Genomic DNA, 16,374 nt, shown 5'->3' on the forward strand with positions numbered 1-16,374 from the left:
CAGTTTCTACCTGCCTCGTTCTGCCCTTACGGGCCTAAGATGTTCTAAAGGGGTTCCATACGATCCGATCTGTCTGCATCTTCCTTCCCCGGCCCGGACGGCCCCTCCGACCTTCGTCTTCCGGCTCCGCCTCCCGATTCCGGGCTGGTTTTCGCTGGCTTGGTTAAAAACAATATTGGTGAGTAGGTATTTATGTAGAATCACATTTACATAGATCGTTGAGGGATTTTCGGAAATGCCTTCAGGTTTTACTTTAAACGTCAAGGCATTTCACGAAAAGACTTCACCCTTTACATTAAATCGTGAAGGTATTTCTGAAAAAGACCTCACGGTTGATGTAAAAATCTACTTTCCCATCCACCAAATCTTTTTTTCTCTTAGCTAGCCAAGCAACAGCCGGAAAGAAGGGGACACCTGGGCGGGCGGCGGAACTAATAAGGAATAGGGGATCGTTTGCAGACCCTTAGAGGTACTTGGCTGGCAGAAACGGAAAAAGGCAGACAAATACTGAATACCGAATCAGTATTTGAGGCGCCCCTTGAGCAGTGAAGTCATCAGGAGTTCACTGCGAATGGGCGCCGCTCTGCCTTTTTCCGTTTCTGGCGGCCTTAGTACCTCTTAGGGTCGAAACTCGAATCCCCTATTCCTTATTAGTTCCGCCGCCCGCCCAGGTGTCCCCTTCTTTCCGGCGTACCTTTCTAAACTAAATAAAGATTTACTCTATTTTTTGTTTTTCTCAACTTCCTGCATCTTCATAGCGCGTACCTTCAGCGGAAGACCGAACAATGTGATGAATCCATCGGCGTCGTGATGGTCATACAGATCGCCGGTTGTAAAGGATGCCAATGACTCGCTGTACAGGGAATACGGAGATGTGGTTCCGGCTTTGATGATATTGCCTTTGTAAAGTTTGAATTTTACTTCTCCGGTCACATATTCCTGAGTGGATTCCACAAATGCCTGAACTGCCTCGCGAAGAGGAGTGAACCATTTTCCTTCGTAAACGATCTGAGCGAATTTATTGCCCATTTCTTTCTTGGTTTCCATGGTAGCGCGGTCTAATACCAGTTCTTCCAGCTGCTGATGAGCTTCCATCAGGATGGTTCCTCCCGGAGTCTCATAAACGCCGCGGGATTTCATGCCTACAACGCGGTTTTCAACGATATCCACGATGCCGATGCCGTGTTTTCCGCCTAATTCATTTAATTTCTTGATGATGTCGGAAACCTTCATCTTTTCTCCGTTTACGCTTACCGGAATCCCTTTTTCAAATGTCATGGTAACGTATTCGCCTTCATTAGGAGCTTTCTCAGGAGATACGCCAAGAACTAATAAATGATCGTAATTCGGTTCATTTGCCGGATCTTCCAGTTCCAGGCCCTCATGGCTGATGTGCCATAAGTTGCGGTCGCGGCTGTAGCTGGAGTCAGCGGAGAACGGAAGGTTGATTCCGTGCTGCTTGCAGTATTCGATTTCGTCATCACGGGACTGCATGGTCCATACATCCGTCATCCGCCATGGAGCGATGATCTTTAAATCAGGAGCCAGGGCTTTGATGCCAAGCTCAAAACGGATCTGGTCATTTCCCTTTCCAGTAGCTCCGTGGCAGATTGCGGAAGCGCCTTCTTTACGTGCAATTTCAACCAGCCTTTTAGCGATTGCAGGGCGGGCCATGGAAGTTCCCAGTAAATATTTGTTTTCATAAACAGCGTTGGCCTGAACGCAAGGCACGATGTAGTTATCGCAGAAATCATCAACCAGATCTTCGATATATAATTTGGAAGCGCCTGATAATTTAGCTCTTTCGTCTAAACCGTCCAATTCATTTCCCTGTCCGCAGTCGATGCAGCAGCAAATAACCTCATAATCAAAATGTTCCTTTAACCAAGGGATAATAGCAGTGGTATCAAGACCGCCGGAATAAGCTAATACAACTTTCTCTTTCATAATCATTTCCTCCTTCAATGTTTATATGTAGTAAACCATGTTTGTTTATTTTCGAATTGCTTTTTCGAACTTTCATAAATATACAACATATTTTATGAAAATGCAATAGCAAAATCATTTTTTTAAAAAGAACTTGCATATTATGCATTGATAATGTATAATTATGAATCATCAAAGCGGTGCAGCATTTTGACGCCTCTTGGAAAGAATTGTCAATGGTACTTTCTTTATAGGAAAAAAGTCATTATAATAGGAGAATAAAGATAATGGCTGTAAAATAATATGTATGTTTATGAGAGGAAAATGAATATGATTAAAGCTGGAATTATAGGATCAACCGGATATGCAGGGGGAGAACTGGTTCGCCTTCTGATGCAGAGAGACGACGTGGAGATCGTCTGGTACGGCTCTAAAAGCTATGTAGGACAGGAATACGCATCCATATACCAGAACATGTTCGAGATCGTGGATGCGAAATGTATGGACGATAATATGGAAGAACTGGCGGACAAAGTGGACGTAATATTTACCGCAACTCCACAGGGCCTGTGCGCATCCCTTGTTAATGAAGAGATTCTTTCGAAAGTAAAAATTATTGATTTGAGCGCGGATTTCAGAATCAAAGATGTGGATACATATGAAGCATGGTACAAAATCAAACATCCGACGCCGGAATACATAAAAGAAGCCGTATACGGCCTTCCCGAGATCAACCGGGAAGATATTAAAAAAGCCAGATTGATTGCAAATCCGGGCTGCTATCCAACCTGTTCCTTCTTATCCATTTACCCATTGGTAAAGGAAGGGTTGATCGATCCCAATTCCATCATCATCGACGCCAAGTCAGGCACCTCCGGCGCAGGCCGTGGAGCCAAGGTGGATAACCTTTACTGTGAGGTGAATGAGAGCATAAAGGCATATGGAGTGGCATCTCACAGACATACGCCGGAAATCGAAGAGCAGCTTTCCTATGCGGCGGGCGAACCGGTGGTGATTAATTTCACACCTCATTTGGTGCCTATGGACAGAGGCATTTTGATTACCGCTTATGCGAATCTGGTGAAAGACGTTTCTTATGAGGAAGTTAAGGCGGTTTATGATAAATATTATGCGGATGAGTATTTTGTACGGGTTTTGAATAAAGATGTGACGCCGCAGACCAGATGGGTGAAGGGCAGCAACTTTGTGGATGTGAATTTTAAGATTGACCCCAGAACGAAAAGGATTATTATGATGGGCGCTATGGATAATCTGGTGAAGGGAGCTGCGGGGCAGGCAGTTCAGAATATGAATTTGATGTTTGGATTGGAAGAGAATAAGGGATTGAAGCTGGTTCCTATGTTTCCGTAAAGGGAATTTTAAACGAAAGGGTGAAGGCATTTTCAGAAATGCCTTGAGGTTTTAAGTTAAAGGGTGAAGGCATTTTCGAAAATGCCTTCACCCTTCAGGTAAAAAAAGAGGGTGAGGAGATTATGAATATTCGTGTGATGACAACAGAGGATTACGATCAGGTTTATGAATTATGGTCGGGTATAGCCGGTTTTGGGATCAGAAGTATGGATGACTCAAGGGAAGGCGTAGAGCGTTTTATAAGAAGAAACCCCACCACCAGCGTTGTGGCCGAGGATGAGGGAAAGATTATTGGTGCGATCCTTTGCGGACATGACGGGCGCCGCGGATGTTTCTATCACGTATGCGTGGCGGAGGATTACCGGAAGATGGGAATCGGACAGCAGATGGCGTCAATTGCGGCGAAAGCGCTGAAAGAAGAAGGCATTAATAAAGTCAGCCTGGTTGCATTTAAGGATAATGAATTGGGAAATAAGTTCTGGCAGGAACTTGGATGGACCTTCCGGAATGATATAAATTATTACGATTATACGTTAAATGAAATGAATATCACGGAATTTGTAGGAAACAGCACGGCGGTTAAGATTCACAGACCGTAACACAGCAGATAAAATGTATTGCTCAAAACGAAATTGCCATTCATCTGGCAGGACGGAGGATAGAATGAAAAAGATAGAAGGCGGTGTTACCGCAGCAAAAGGATTTAAAGCAGCTTCAACAGCAGCAGGAATTAAATATAAGGACAGGACCGATATGGCTATGATCTACAGCGAAGCACCGTGTAAAGCGGCCGGAACATTTACAACGAATGTGGTGAAGGCGGCCCCTGTGAAATGGGATCAGGACATAGTGAAAAACTCCTTATATGCCCAGGCAGTTGTGGTAAATGCGGGAATTGCCAATGCATGTACGGGCGCAGAGGGATTTGGATACTGCAAAGATACGGCGGCAGCGGCAGCAGAAGCGCTGGGGGTTCCGGAAAATGCCGTATTAGTTGCGTCCACGGGAGTGATTGGAAAACAGCTTCCCATGGATAAATTAGCGGCCGGAGTGAAAGCGATGGCGCCTCTTTTAGACAGCAGCCTGGAAAGCGGAACTTCGGCGGCTAAGGCGATAATGACTACGGATACCGTAAAAAAGGAAGTGGCGGTACAGGTTGAAATCGGCGGACAGACGGTTACTATCGGAGGAATGTGCAAAGGTTCCGGCATGATTCATCCGAATATGTGCACGATGCTGGCATTTGTTACAACGGACGCGGCCATTTCCAAAGAGATGCTTCAGCAGGCGCTGAGCGAGGATATTAAAGATACATACAACATGATTTCCGTGGACGGCGATACCTCTACCAATGATACGGTTCTTTTGCTGGCAAACGGCATGGCCGGGAATCCGGAAATTAAGGAGGCGGGAGCTGACTATGATGCGTTTAAACAGGCCTTAAATTATATCAATGAAACTCTGGCTAAGAAGATGGCGGGAGACGGGGAAGGCTGTACGGCTCTTTTTGAAGTTAAGGTGATCGGCGCGGAGAGTAAGGAACAGGCGGTGATTCTGTCTAAGTCAATCATTACTTCCAGCCTGACTAAGGCGGCGATCTTCGGCCATGACGCCAACTGGGGACGTATTCTGTGTGCGATGGGCTACTCCGGTGCACAGTTTGATCCGGAAAAGGTGGATCTGTTTTTTGAAAGTGCGGCCGGAAAGATGCAGATTATTGAGAATGGAGTTGCGCTGGATTATAGTGAGGAAGAGGCGACTAAGATATTGTCTGAGCCTGAGGTGACAGCCATTGCGGACGTGAAGATGGGAGATGCCTGTGCGACGGCTTGGGGATGCGACCTTACATTTGATTATGTGAAGATTAATGCGGATTACCGCTCGTAAGATTTAACATGAAACGTGAAGGCATTTTGCGAAAAGCCTTCACGTTTAAAGTAAAAGGTGAAGGCTTTTCGCAAAATGCCTTCACGCTTAGTGTAAAAAAGGAGAGTATTATGGAATTAGATCAGAATATCATGCAGAAAGCAGAAGTCTTAATCGAAGCATTACCCTATATCCAGCGTTTCAACCGCAAAATCATCGTAGTCAAATACGGAGGCAGCGCCATGGTGGATGAAGAACTGAAAAAGCACGTCATCCAGGATGTCGTGCTGTTAAAACTGGTAGGATTCAAACCCATTATCGTCCATGGCGGCGGCAAAGAGATCAGCAAATGGGTAAATAAGATAGGCATGGAGCCCAAATTTGTCAACGGTCTGCGCGTAACCGACGAGCCCACCATGGAGATTGCGGAAATGGTTCTCAACAAGGTGAATAAGAGCCTGGTTCAGTTAGTCAACGAACTGGGGATTCAGGCGGTTGGAATCAGCGGAAAAGACGGCATGCTATTAAAATGCGATAAGAAATACTCCAAGGGAGAGGATATTGGCTATGTAGGCGAGATCAAAGAGGTGAACCCTAAGATCATCTACGATCTTTTAGAAAAAGATTTCCTTCCAATTATCTGTCCCATCGGTTATGATGATAATTATCTGAGCTACAATGTGAACGCCGACGATGCCGCCTGTGCCATCGCCCGTGCCGTCAATGCTGAAAAATTGGCATTTCTGACGGATGTGGAAGGGGTATATAAGGATTTTGAAGATAAAGATTCCCTGATTTCAGAAATGACGGTGGATGAGGCGCAGGAATTTGTTTCCAGCGGCATGCTGGGAGGCGGTATGCTTCCGAAGCTTCAGAACTGTATTGACGCCATTCATGAGGGCGTTTCACGGGTACATATTCTGGACGGACGCATTCCTCACTGTCTGCTGCTGGAGATATTCACCAATAAAGGTATTGGAACCGCGATTTTAAATACCAAAGAGGAGCGGTTTTTCCACGATTAAATGCGGCGCAGACGGAAAATAAGAGGTGAAAATGATGATAAATAAAGAAGAATATATAAATAAGGCAGAACAGTCATTTTATAAGACATATAACCGTTTTCCGGTGATATTTGACCACGGTCAGGGCGTAAATCTCTACGATTCCGAAGGGCAGGAATATCTGGATTTCGGGGCGGGAATCGCTGTTATGGCGTTGGGATACAATGATCCCGATTTCAGCAAGGCGGTAAAGGATCAGGTGGATAAGCTGCTTCATACATCCAACCTGTTTTATAACCAGCCGTCCATCGAGGCAGGAGAAAAGCTGCTTAAAGTCTCTCAGATGGACCGGGTGTTTTTCACCAACAGCGGTACGGAAGCAGTCGAGGGCGCGTTAAAGATCGCGAAACGGTATGCGTATAATAAAGGAATGGCGCCTGATTATGAAATCATCGCCATGAAGCATTCATTCCATGGAAGAAGCCTTGGGGCTTTGTCCGTTACCGGAAATGACCATTACCAGGAGCCGTTTTACCCTTTGATTCCCAATATTAAGTTTGCTGAGTTCAACAATCTGGACAGTGTGAAAGAACTCGTTAATGAAAAAACATGTGCCGTCCTGATGGAAACCATTCAGGGAGAAGGCGGGATCTATCCGGCTGATGATGAATTTATAAAAGGCGTCCGCAAGCTCTGCGATGACCATGATATGCTTCTCATGCTGGATGAAATCCAATGCGGCATGGGCCGGAGCGGGGATATGTTTGCATGGCAGGGATACGGCGTGAAGCCGGATGTGATGACGGTGGCAAAAGCTCTTGGAAACGGCGTGCCGGTTGGAGCATTTCTGGCGTGCGGAAAGGCGGCGACAGCCATGGTTCCGGGAGACCATGGAACTACTTATGGCGGAAATCCATTGGTATGTGCGGCGGCCAGCAAGGTGTTAGACCTGTTTGAAGAGAAAAAACTGGTGGATCATGTGAAGGAAATCGGTGCATATCTGGCAGAAAAAACGGCCGGTTTGGTGGATAAGTACGATGCTGTGGTGGAAAGCCGCGGAAAAGGGCTGATTCAGGGCCTGGAACTTTCCATTCCGGTGGCCCCAATTGTGAAAAATGCTCTGATAGAGCAAAAACTTGTTTTAATCAGCGCCGGCAGCAACATTATCCGGTTCGTGCCGCCGCTTGTGATTGAAAAATCAGACGTTGATGAGATGATAATCAGGCTTGAAAAAGCGATTGAATCGTCTTTACAGTAAAAGTTGAGGATTGATACGTGTTAGATGAACGATTGGAAATGCTTCTGTCGGAGCTGCTTGGCTGTGAATACAAAACGGCCAGGCAGCTGGCGGAAAAGATAAATCTCAGTGAAAAATCAGTCAGAACCAGAATCAAAGAGCTGGGCACCATATGCATTGCAAATGGTGCCGTTCTTCGTTCCAAACAGCGTTATGGATACTGCCTGGAAATTGAAGATCAAGGCCGTTTTCAAAAGTTTTTGGAAGAATGCAGGCAGCCTGAGGGCAGGATGGGGCTGACTACGCCGGAGCATCGGGTAAAATATCTGCTGAATGAGCTTTTGAGCGCTCAGACCTATGTGAAAATGGATGATTTGGCGGAAAAGATGTACATATCCAGACAGACTCTGGTGAACGATCTCAGAAAGGCCGAGTCCATTTTGGACGGCTATGGGCTGATTGTCGAGAAGAAATCCAGATATGGAATGAAGGTTCTGGGGCAGGAACTGGGAATGCGGAGATGTATTTCAGAGCATTTATCAAAGAAATATGAGGCTGAAAGCGGAGATAAGACGCTGCAGCTGATTTTAAACGTGTTAAAACAATTCCATTTGGAGATCACGGAGGCGGCTTTAAGAGAGCTGTATCTGTATGTAAAGATCAGTGTAAAGAGGATGGAACAGGGATTTTTTGTCCGCATGCCGGAAGAGGCGGAATTTATGAAAGAGCGGACGGAGTTTCAAGCTGCGTCTGTGCTTGCGGAGGAATTGGGAGAGGTAAAATCCATCGTGATTCCGGAATGTGAGACCTTGTATCTGGCGGTGCTGATGGCGGGAAACCGGACGTTTGCCGCCGCCGGGTGGGAAGATACCAATTATGTGATTCCTCAGTATCTGGATGAACTGGTGGACCGGATGGTGAATACGGTTTATGAGACGTTCGGGCTGGATTATCGGCGCAATCTGGAATTGAGGATGGCCCTTAACTACCATATGGTGCCCATGGATATCCGGCTCAGATATCAGCTGAAAATCCAAAATCCCATGCTGGACGAAATCAAGAAGAATTATATGTTTCCCTACACGGCAGCTGGCCAGGCGGTGATCCCTTTGATGGAATATTACCATAGCAGCATCTCGGATGAAGAGACCGGTTATATAGCCCTGCAATTTGCGCTGGCCATGGAGCGGGATAAAAAGGGGATTCAGAAGAAGAGGATCCTGATGGTATGCTCATCGGGACAGGGCAGCGCCCAGCTTTTAAAATATAAATATATGGAAGAATTCGGTAAGTATATCGAAGAAATCAAAATCTGCACGGTTTATCAGATTGAGGACATGGATTTTTCCGATATCGACTATGTCTTGACCACAGTGCCCGTAAAATCCAAAATTCCGCGGCCGATTATGGAAATACAGACTTTTTTAAGTGACGGCGAGATCTTAAAAATCCGGGAAAAACTTCAGGAAAATGAGATGGATTTTTTGAACGGTTACTACAGCGGGGAATTGTTTTTCCCTGATTTGGAGGGAAACAGCAAAGAAGAGGTGATCGCCTCCATGTGTGAAAAGATCAGCCGGTTTCGGACGCTTCCGGAGGAATTTTACGATTCCGTGCTGAAAAGGGAGGACCTGGCTCATACGGATTACGGCAATCTGGTGGCCTTGCCGCATCCGTATAAAATGATGACGGACACCACATTTGTGGCGGTGGGAATCCTGCAAAAACCGATTTACTGGGTACAGAACCAGGTGCAGGTGGTTCTGCTTGTTTCACTGGCAGAGGGGAAACATTCGCGGATACAGGAATTTTATAAGGTGACAACTGAGCTGCTCTTAAAAGAAGAGGCCATCCGGCAGTTGATCAGCCATCCGGAATTTGCGGTTTTTATGGATTTGCTGAGGGAAAAATAAATTTTATAAGCAGGCAGCCTGCCGGTCAATGCAAAGCTGCAAAAAAGGGAATGGAGAACGGATCAAAGGCATATCCGCCGGATCAGATAAAACCTCTCCATTCTCTTAATTTTTGCTCTTCTTTTGCGCCGTAACCGCGGGCAAGTTCGATCAGATACTGTGCGGCGGCATTCAGCTGAATTCCATTGGGATATACGATGCACCATTTCCACTGAGAATTGCCGTTTAGGCGGAACCAGGCGATATCATGATACTGGACCGCATAAAATTGAGGCAGAATCGTACAGCATAATCCGCGGCTGACCATCTTGCACAAAGCATGATTCATGGAAGTTTCAAACAGTATTTTGGGTTTGAATCCGGCGTTGTGAAACAGCGGGTCGATCACTGCGCGCATGGTGGATTCTGGGAAGATAAGGGAAAATGAATCTTCCTTAAAGCAGGAAAGGTCTGCAGACATGTATTGACGCAGGCTGTGAGATTATCACGCTGGATGCCCCGGTTTTGGAAGAGCTTCAGGAAAAAGCCGGAGTGGTATATGACATGGTTCGTAAAAATCTTGGAGATGAACTTACGGATGAAGCGCTGCAGGCGGTAAAAGATGCTGAGTAGAGAGGCAGAAGACAGATGTATAATTATGTGATTAAAAACGGCAGGGTTTATGACCCGTTAAAAGGGTTCATGGAGAACCGGGATATTTATATTGAAAATGGGCGGTTAAAAGAGAGCTTTCCCGGACCGGAATGTCAGGTGATCGATGCAAAAGGATGTTATGTTGCTCCTGGTTTTATCGATTATCATGTGCACTATTTTAAAGGAGGAGCCGAAAATGGAGTCAATGCGGATGCGGCCTCGTTTCCCTGCGGCGTGACAACTGCGGTGGATGCGGGCACCTGCGGCGCGTCTTCTTATGAGATTTTTCAGAAGGCAGTGATTGACCGGTCGGATGTGCGGCTTCTGGCTCAGCTTCTGGTGGCCTCCGGAGGCCAGCTAACCAGCCGGTATACGGAAAATCTGGATCCCGAACTCATGGATGTAAAGCGGATAAAAGAATTGTTTTGCACATATCCCAATACCTTAACCGGATTAAAAATCAGACTTTCAGCGAATATCGCGTCTCCTGAAACAGCAAAAGCCTCCCTTAAAAAGGCGGTGGAGCTGGGAGAAGAACTGGGATGCAATCTGGTGGTACATATTACGGACCCCGCCATGAATTTGGAAAAGATGGCTTCGATTCTGAGAAAGGGTGATGTGATCTGCCATGCATACCAGAATAAAGGAAAGGAAACGATTCTGGACCGGAATAAAAATGTGAGGGAAGGAATTTTAAGAGCCAGAGAGCGGGGCGTGCTTTTCGACGCCTGCAACGGAAAAAATAACTTTGATTTAAAAGTGGCCCAGACCGCCATCGAACAGGGATTTTATCCGGATATCATCAGCTCGGACGTCAATACGGTTTCCTATTATCAGGGCGTACTCCACAGCCTTCCCCGGGTGCTGTCCAAATATCTGACATTTGGCATGTCTCTGGAACGCATTCTGGATGCTGCGGTGCTCATGCCCGCCAGACTGATCGGACGGGAAGATCTGGCTTCCCTAAAACCGGGAACAGAAGCGGATCTGGTGATTTTTAAAGTGGAAGAGCGGGAGATCACATACCGCGATTGGACGGATGGAATCAATGAACTGAAAGGGCATGAGATGATTGTGCCACAGATGACCATAAAAGGCGGAAATGTGGTTTACAGCCAGGTGTATTTCGGATAAGACCAAAGACCTCTGAAAAAGAGGGCTGGAAATAAAAATTATTTATAGAAGAGTCACTGATGTCAAAACGGCAGCAGCGGCTCTTTTTCTCATCATAGAGAAGCGATTTCTGCAAAGTATTATATGATTAAAAATTACCACATACAATCCGGTAAAATCCTGTATGGCAACAAAGACGAAAAACAGGTATTCTATAATCATCAGACTGTATTTTTATTCAGATAATGTAAGGATTGCTGAATAGATACCCCATAGAAATGAGGAAAATTGTGAAACAGATCTTATTATTATGCGCCATGGGAATGTCCACCAGCCTTCTGGTGAGAAAGCTGGAAAAGCAGGCTGCGGCAGAGGGATATGAGTGTGAAATCGACGCCTGTTCCGCATTCGATGTGGATGAATTTCAAAAAAAACCGGATCTCATCGTCCTCGGGCCTCAGGTAAGACACCGGCTGGAGGAATTCAGGGACAAATACCCTGAGAAAAAGGTGATCGCCCTGGACACCGTCTTATATGGAATGATGGATGCAAAAAGCATATTAAAAATAATAAAAAAGGAATTGGAACAGGCAGAATAAATAGAGCCAAGGAGGTAATCTTGTGGATACGAATCAGGAATTAATCGTAATGGAATTGGTGGTAAATGCGGGAGAGGGCCGGAGCTTTGCGATGGAGGCCTTAAAGGCGGCCAGAACCGGAGATTTTGAAAAAGCCGGTCAGCTGGTAAAACAGTCGGAGCAGGCCATCCAGAACGCTCACCGGTCCCAGATTGATATTATCTCAAAGGAAGCGGGCGGAGAGCCATTTCCTATGAGTCTTTTAATGGTGCATGCGCAGGATCATGTGATGACTGCCATGACCGTGCTTGAACTGGCAAAAGAGATGATTCAGATGTATCAGATGATTCAGAAAAAGGGGGAGTAAACATGGATGTAAAGTTCCCAAAAGAATTTTTATGGGGATCGGCCACCGCTTCCTACCAGTGCGAAGGGGCCTGGGATGAAGACGGAAAAGGGCTGGGAATGTGGGATGAATTCTGCCACAGCGACAAAAACTGCATCACCTATACTACCGGGGATGTGGCTTCCGACCATTATCACAGATTTGAAGAGGACATTAAGATGATGGCGGAGGGAGGACAGAACACCTACCGTTTTTCCCTGGCATGGCCCAGAATTATGCCGGACGGAACCGGAAAGGTGAACCAGAAAGGAATCGAATATTACCGGAAGGTGATCGACACCTGCTTTAAATACGGGGTGGAACCTAATGTTACCTTATACCACTGGGATCTTCCCAATTCTCTGGCTCAAAAGGGCGGATGGGAGAATGTAGAAACTGCGTATGCATTTGCCGAATATGCGAAAGTATGTTTTGATGCATTCGGAGATCAGGTGAATCTGTGGGTGACCATCAATGAACCAAGCTATTTTATCACTTCCGGATATGCCATCGGAAATTATCCTCCTAATGTGAAGGATTTCCAGCGGATGATCCATGCGGCCTATCATGTGATGCTGGCCAGCGCCCTTGGGGTAAAAGCGTTCAGGGAGTCCAAGGCAAAGGGGCAGATCGGAATCGTACATGCCAGCGCCAATGTGGATCTTTATGAGGAAAGCGAAGCGTGCCAAAAGGCCGGACGCTTGGCGGATAATTATTTTAACAATTGGGTGCTGGACCCGCCGATGCTGGGACATTTTCCTCAGGATCTGCTTGAAAAACTGGTGGAGGAGGGATTTGACCTGTCTTTCATGAAGCCGGAGCACGAGGAAATCCTTAAAAACGGCATCGTGGATTTCATCGGAATCAATTACTACAGCCGCGCGTTAATCAAGCCATACACGTCGGGAGAAACCATATTAAAGGCCAATAATACCGGCAAAAAAGGGGACGACAGGGCGGAGTTAATCATCAAGGGCTGGTTTGAACAGGCCAAAGATCCTGACAGCGAATACACGGCATGGGACTGCGAGATCTATCCCAAAGGAATCTATGACGAATTGGCGGACATCAGGAAAAAATATGGCGATGTGCCTGTCTACATCACGGAAAATGGAGTCGGCATGTATGAAAAACCGGCGGAAAGCGGCATGGTGGAAGACGACGGACGGATTGATTTCCTGAGCAGGCATATGGAAGAGATGCGGAGGGCCATCCGGGATGGATTTAACCTGAAGGGCTATTATGTGTGGTCTACATTTGATTTGTACAGCTGGATTAACGGTTATGAAAAACGCTATGGCTTAGTCAGAGTGGATTTTGATGATAATTGCAGACGGACTCCTAAGAAAAGCTATTACTGGTACCGGGATTTCATCCGGAATGAGAACCAGGAATCGGGCGGCCGCTGAAAAATAAGCAAAATGCGCTCATAACGGCATAAAGGATCATAACAATAACAAATGGGAAGGGAAAGATGAGATGGAAAACAAAGGAATCACTAAATGGATTGAGAAACACATTCTGCCTTTGGCAAACAAAATCGCAAGGAATAAGTATTTAAAATCGATTCAGAGTTCATTTTTATCGGCGATGCCGTTAATGATGATCGGCAGCTTTGCGCTGATTATCGCGGAACCGCCTATGGATTACACCACGATGGAGGCGGGAAGCCTGCTCTATGGATTTTTCAAAGGCTGGGCCGGGCTGGCTGCGGCTGTAGGAGGTCCGCTGAACTTTTTGTTTGACGTAACGCTGGGTTCGCTGGCCATCTATGTGGCTCTCGGAATCGGATACTTTTTATCGGTTCATTATAAGATACAGCCTTATACGCCGACCATCACCACATTGATCACATTTTTACTGTTCAACACCGATTACGTGGAAGGCGGTTTTTCCAACAGCTATTTCGGCGGCACCGGACTGTTTTCAGCCATGATCGTGGCAATTATTACGGTTGAATTTTACCGTTTCCTGATTCAGCACAAGGTGGGCTCCATAAAGATGCCTGACAGCGTGCCCCCGGCTCTGGCTGCTTCCTTTGAGGCGCTGGTGCCAATCGCAATTATTTCTTTAGTTGCAACCTTCTTCACCACTTTGGTGAAAAATGTGAGCGGTGTCATACTGCCTGAGCTGGTTTTAAGCCTGATCACACCGCTGATCAAATTCATTGACAACGTGTTTGGAGTAACCATCGTTTCCGTTCTCCAGCAGGTTCTGTGGTGGTTTGGTATCCACGATACGGCCATCGGCGCAGTGCTTTCCCCAATCAGGGATTCCAACTTCGCTATGAATGCAGCGGCTTATGCTGCGGGAACTTCCGCAAAGGATCTGCCTTTCGTATTCTGTTCCCCATACTGGTGGGTATTCGTTACCATCGGCGGAGCAGGAGCTACCTTTGCACTTGCGGCGCTTTTGCTCACCAGCAAGTCAACTCAGCTAAAAACCGTGGGAAAAATCGGCATTGTACCCGCGCTTTTCAATATCAATGAGCCGGTGCTGTTCGGACTTCCGATCGTATTGAATCCGCTGATGCTGTTCCCATTTATCGTGGCTCAGACATTAAACGCGATCATCACTTATATCTGCATGTCCAGCGGAATTATATCTAGATGCTTTGTGGAGCCGGGATGGAACCTGTTTGCACCGATCGGAGCATTTTTAGCTACGATGGATTTTAAGGCGGTTATTCTGGTGGTTTTATTAATAATCATGGATGCAGTTATTTACTATCCTTTCTTTAAGGTGTATGATAATAAAGTATACAAAGAAGAACAGGAAGGTATCAGTGAATGAAGATAGTTTTAGTATGTTATGCCGGAATGTCCACCAGCATGGTGATGAATAAGATGAAAGCCGCGGCATCCGCCCAGCAGATCGAACTGGAAGCAGTCGCCGTTCCGGTCAGCGATCTGGACGATCATAAAGAAGGGGCCGACGCAGTCCTGTTAGGACCTCAGATCCGCTATGCGCTGGACGAAGTAAAAGAAAAAGTGGAGAACAAGATCCCGGTTCTCGCAATCGATACCCGTGATTACGGTATGATGCGCGGAGATAAGATTCTCAAAGACACATTAAAGGCAATCGAAGAATTTAAACAGCAGTAACAGGCCGTTTGCAAGCTGTAAAGCGGCAACCCTGCTGTTATGTACATAAAAGCTGCGGAACGCGGTAATAAAGTTTATTTTATTATCATTTCCGCAGCTTTTTGTCTGCCTCGCAGACGGTTTGCAAAGCTGCCGGAAGGATAATTCTTACTAATATTTTCTCTATTCATCCGATATACTGTGTAAAGAACATGAAATCAGGATTTTACAATCCGGAAATGAGAACCGCCTATGTGCACTGCAGCAATGATAAAAAACAGCCGGGGAGATGTCTTCTTTGGAAGAACCATGGATTTTTCCTACCCCTTAGCTCCCCACGTATACAAAATGCCTCCCAATTATGAATGGATCAACACACCCGGAACCTTCCGGCTCAAAAACCGGTACGGCTACATAGGAACCGGCCAGGACATCTCAAAGATCATCTTTGCCGACGGTGTTAATGAAGCCGGTCTGGCCGCAGCCGTTTTATATTTCCCCGGATACGCCCGGTACCATAACACACCGGAACTGGAAGGAAACCAACAAGTCTCCGTAGCTGCCGTCGAACTGGTAAATTTTCTGCTGGGAATGTGTTCCTCCGTCCATGACGCCGCCACGCTGCTTCCCACCGTCAGAATCACGGGAGCCAAAGATTCCATCACCAATTCCATAGCTCCCCTCCACTGGATCATCGCAGATAAAACCGGCGCCTGTATAACCGTGGAACCGACCGAAGCCGGCCTCCAAATCCTTGATAATCCCATCGGCGTCCTGTCAAACAGCCCCGGCTTTCAATGGCACATGACCAACCTGAGAAATTACATGAACCTTACCACCAGCCAACAAAAAGAAACGCAGTGGGACAATGTCCCCCTCACCCCCTTCGGCCAGGGAGCCGGCAGCCTTGGCCTCCCCGGAGATTACACCCCTCCCTCCCGCTTCGTCCGCACCGCCTTCCTAAAAAGCCACACAACCATCCCCGACGACAAAGACGCCGCCATAACCGCCTGCTTTCACATCTTAGAAAGCGTCACAATCCCCAAAGGCCCCGTCATAACGCCGGAAAACACCGCAGACTACACTCAATACACCGCCTTCCTAAACCTCTCCACCCCAGAATACTACGCCAAATCCTATACCAACAGCCAAATCATCCAAGAACCTTTATCCCCTATAAATACCAAAGACAATTCTCCTTTAGATCTCGGCCCCTTAATCCGCCCAATCAAATTTCCTAATTTAATACCCACACAGTAATTATT

The 16,374-nt window shown here is 46.5% G+C and carries 15 protein-coding genes; 13 read left to right on the forward strand and 2 right to left on the reverse strand.

The features are described from left to right. Nucleotides 1-720 precede the first annotated feature (720 nt). Nucleotides 721-1,947 carry an argininosuccinate synthase gene (locus C0033_RS24210; protein WP_103230422.1) on the reverse strand — a complete coding sequence of 409 codons (1,227 nt, stop codon included), beginning with the start codon at nt 1,945-1,947 and terminating at the stop codon, nt 721-723. A 309-nt stretch (nt 1,948-2,256) separates the two neighbouring features. On the opposite strand from C0033_RS24210, the gene argC reads away from it, so the two are divergent. The 6 genes from argC (at nt 2,257) to C0033_RS24240 (ending at nt 9,317) form a co-directional block, all read left to right on the forward strand. Then, nucleotides 2,257-3,297 carry an N-acetyl-gamma-glutamyl-phosphate reductase gene (argC, locus tag C0033_RS24215; RefSeq protein WP_103230474.1) on the forward strand — a complete coding sequence of 347 codons (1,041 nt, stop codon included), beginning with the start codon at nt 2,257-2,259 and terminating at the stop codon, nt 3,295-3,297. 122 nt (nt 3,298-3,419) lie between these two features. Beyond that, nucleotides 3,420-3,896 carry a GNAT family N-acetyltransferase gene (locus tag C0033_RS24220; RefSeq protein WP_103230423.1) on the forward strand — a complete coding sequence of 159 codons (477 nt, stop codon included), beginning with the start codon at nt 3,420-3,422 and terminating at the stop codon, nt 3,894-3,896. A gap of 64 nt (nt 3,897-3,960) precedes the next feature. Continuing rightward, on the forward strand, nt 3,961-5,184 hold the full coding sequence (argJ, locus tag C0033_RS24225) for a bifunctional glutamate N-acetyltransferase/amino-acid acetyltransferase ArgJ (protein ID WP_103230424.1): 1,224 nt from the start codon (nt 3,961-3,963) through the stop codon (nt 5,182-5,184). A gap of 110 nt (nt 5,185-5,294) precedes the next feature. Further along, nucleotides 5,295-6,188 (forward strand): acetylglutamate kinase, encoded by an 894-nt coding sequence (argB, locus tag C0033_RS24230; protein ID WP_103230425.1) that lies wholly within the window; start codon nt 5,295-5,297, stop codon nt 6,186-6,188. A gap of 34 nt (nt 6,189-6,222) precedes the next feature. Further along, the gene (locus C0033_RS24235) at nt 6,223-7,425 is read left to right on the forward strand and encodes an aspartate aminotransferase family protein (RefSeq protein WP_347501221.1); all 1,203 of its coding nucleotides are present in this window, start codon (nt 6,223-6,225) and stop codon (nt 7,423-7,425) included. A 17-nt stretch (nt 7,426-7,442) separates the two neighbouring features. Beyond that, nucleotides 7,443-9,317 (forward strand): BglG family transcription antiterminator, encoded by a 1,875-nt coding sequence (locus tag C0033_RS24240; protein WP_103230426.1) that lies wholly within the window; start codon nt 7,443-7,445, stop codon nt 9,315-9,317. Nucleotides 9,318-9,399: 82 nt separating this feature from the next. On the opposite strand, the gene C0033_RS24245 is transcribed toward C0033_RS24240, so the two are convergent. Further along, nucleotides 9,400-9,777 (reverse strand): LysR family transcriptional regulator substrate-binding protein, encoded by a 378-nt coding sequence (locus C0033_RS24245; RefSeq protein ID WP_103230427.1) that lies wholly within the window; start codon nt 9,775-9,777, stop codon nt 9,400-9,402. Nucleotides 9,778-9,944: 167 nt separating this feature from the next. Here C0033_RS24245 and C0033_RS24250 point away from each other — a divergent pair, with 167 nt between their 5' ends. The 7 genes from C0033_RS24250 (at nt 9,945) to C0033_RS24280 (ending at nt 16,369) form a co-directional block, all read left to right on the forward strand. Then, entirely contained in the window at nt 9,945-11,084 is a 1,140-nt protein-coding gene (locus tag C0033_RS24250) for an amidohydrolase family protein (protein ID WP_103230428.1), read from the forward strand. Nucleotides 11,085-11,353: 269 nt separating this feature from the next. Then, nucleotides 11,354-11,662, forward strand: coding sequence for a PTS sugar transporter subunit IIB (locus C0033_RS24255; protein WP_180994883.1), 309 nt, complete (start codon nt 11,354-11,356; stop codon nt 11,660-11,662). Between the two features lie 22 nt (nt 11,663-11,684). After that, nucleotides 11,685-12,008 (forward strand): PTS lactose/cellobiose transporter subunit IIA, encoded by a 324-nt coding sequence (locus C0033_RS24260; RefSeq protein ID WP_103230430.1) that lies wholly within the window; start codon nt 11,685-11,687, stop codon nt 12,006-12,008. A 2-nt stretch (nt 12,009-12,010) separates the two neighbouring features. Then, nucleotides 12,011-13,435 (forward strand): family 1 glycosylhydrolase, encoded by a 1,425-nt coding sequence (locus tag C0033_RS24265; protein WP_103230431.1) that lies wholly within the window; start codon nt 12,011-12,013, stop codon nt 13,433-13,435. Between the two features lie 70 nt (nt 13,436-13,505). Beyond that, nucleotides 13,506-14,819 carry a PTS transporter subunit EIIC gene (locus C0033_RS24270; RefSeq protein WP_103230432.1) on the forward strand — a complete coding sequence of 438 codons (1,314 nt, stop codon included), beginning with the start codon at nt 13,506-13,508 and terminating at the stop codon, nt 14,817-14,819. Next, a complete protein-coding gene (locus C0033_RS24275) occupies nt 14,816-15,130 on the forward strand; it encodes a PTS sugar transporter subunit IIB (RefSeq protein WP_103230433.1) in 315 nt (104 codons plus the stop codon). The genes C0033_RS24270 and C0033_RS24275 overlap by 4 nt, the downstream gene beginning before the upstream one ends. Nucleotides 15,131-15,361: 231 nt before the next feature. After that, nucleotides 15,362-16,369, forward strand: coding sequence for a choloylglycine hydrolase family protein (locus C0033_RS24280; protein WP_103230434.1), 1,008 nt, complete (start codon nt 15,362-15,364; stop codon nt 16,367-16,369). Nucleotides 16,370-16,374: the final 5 nt, after the last annotated feature.

Source organism: Clostridium sp. chh4-2 (assembly GCF_002899675.1).
Lineage (GTDB): Bacteria > Bacillota > Clostridia > Lachnospirales > Lachnospiraceae > CHH4-2.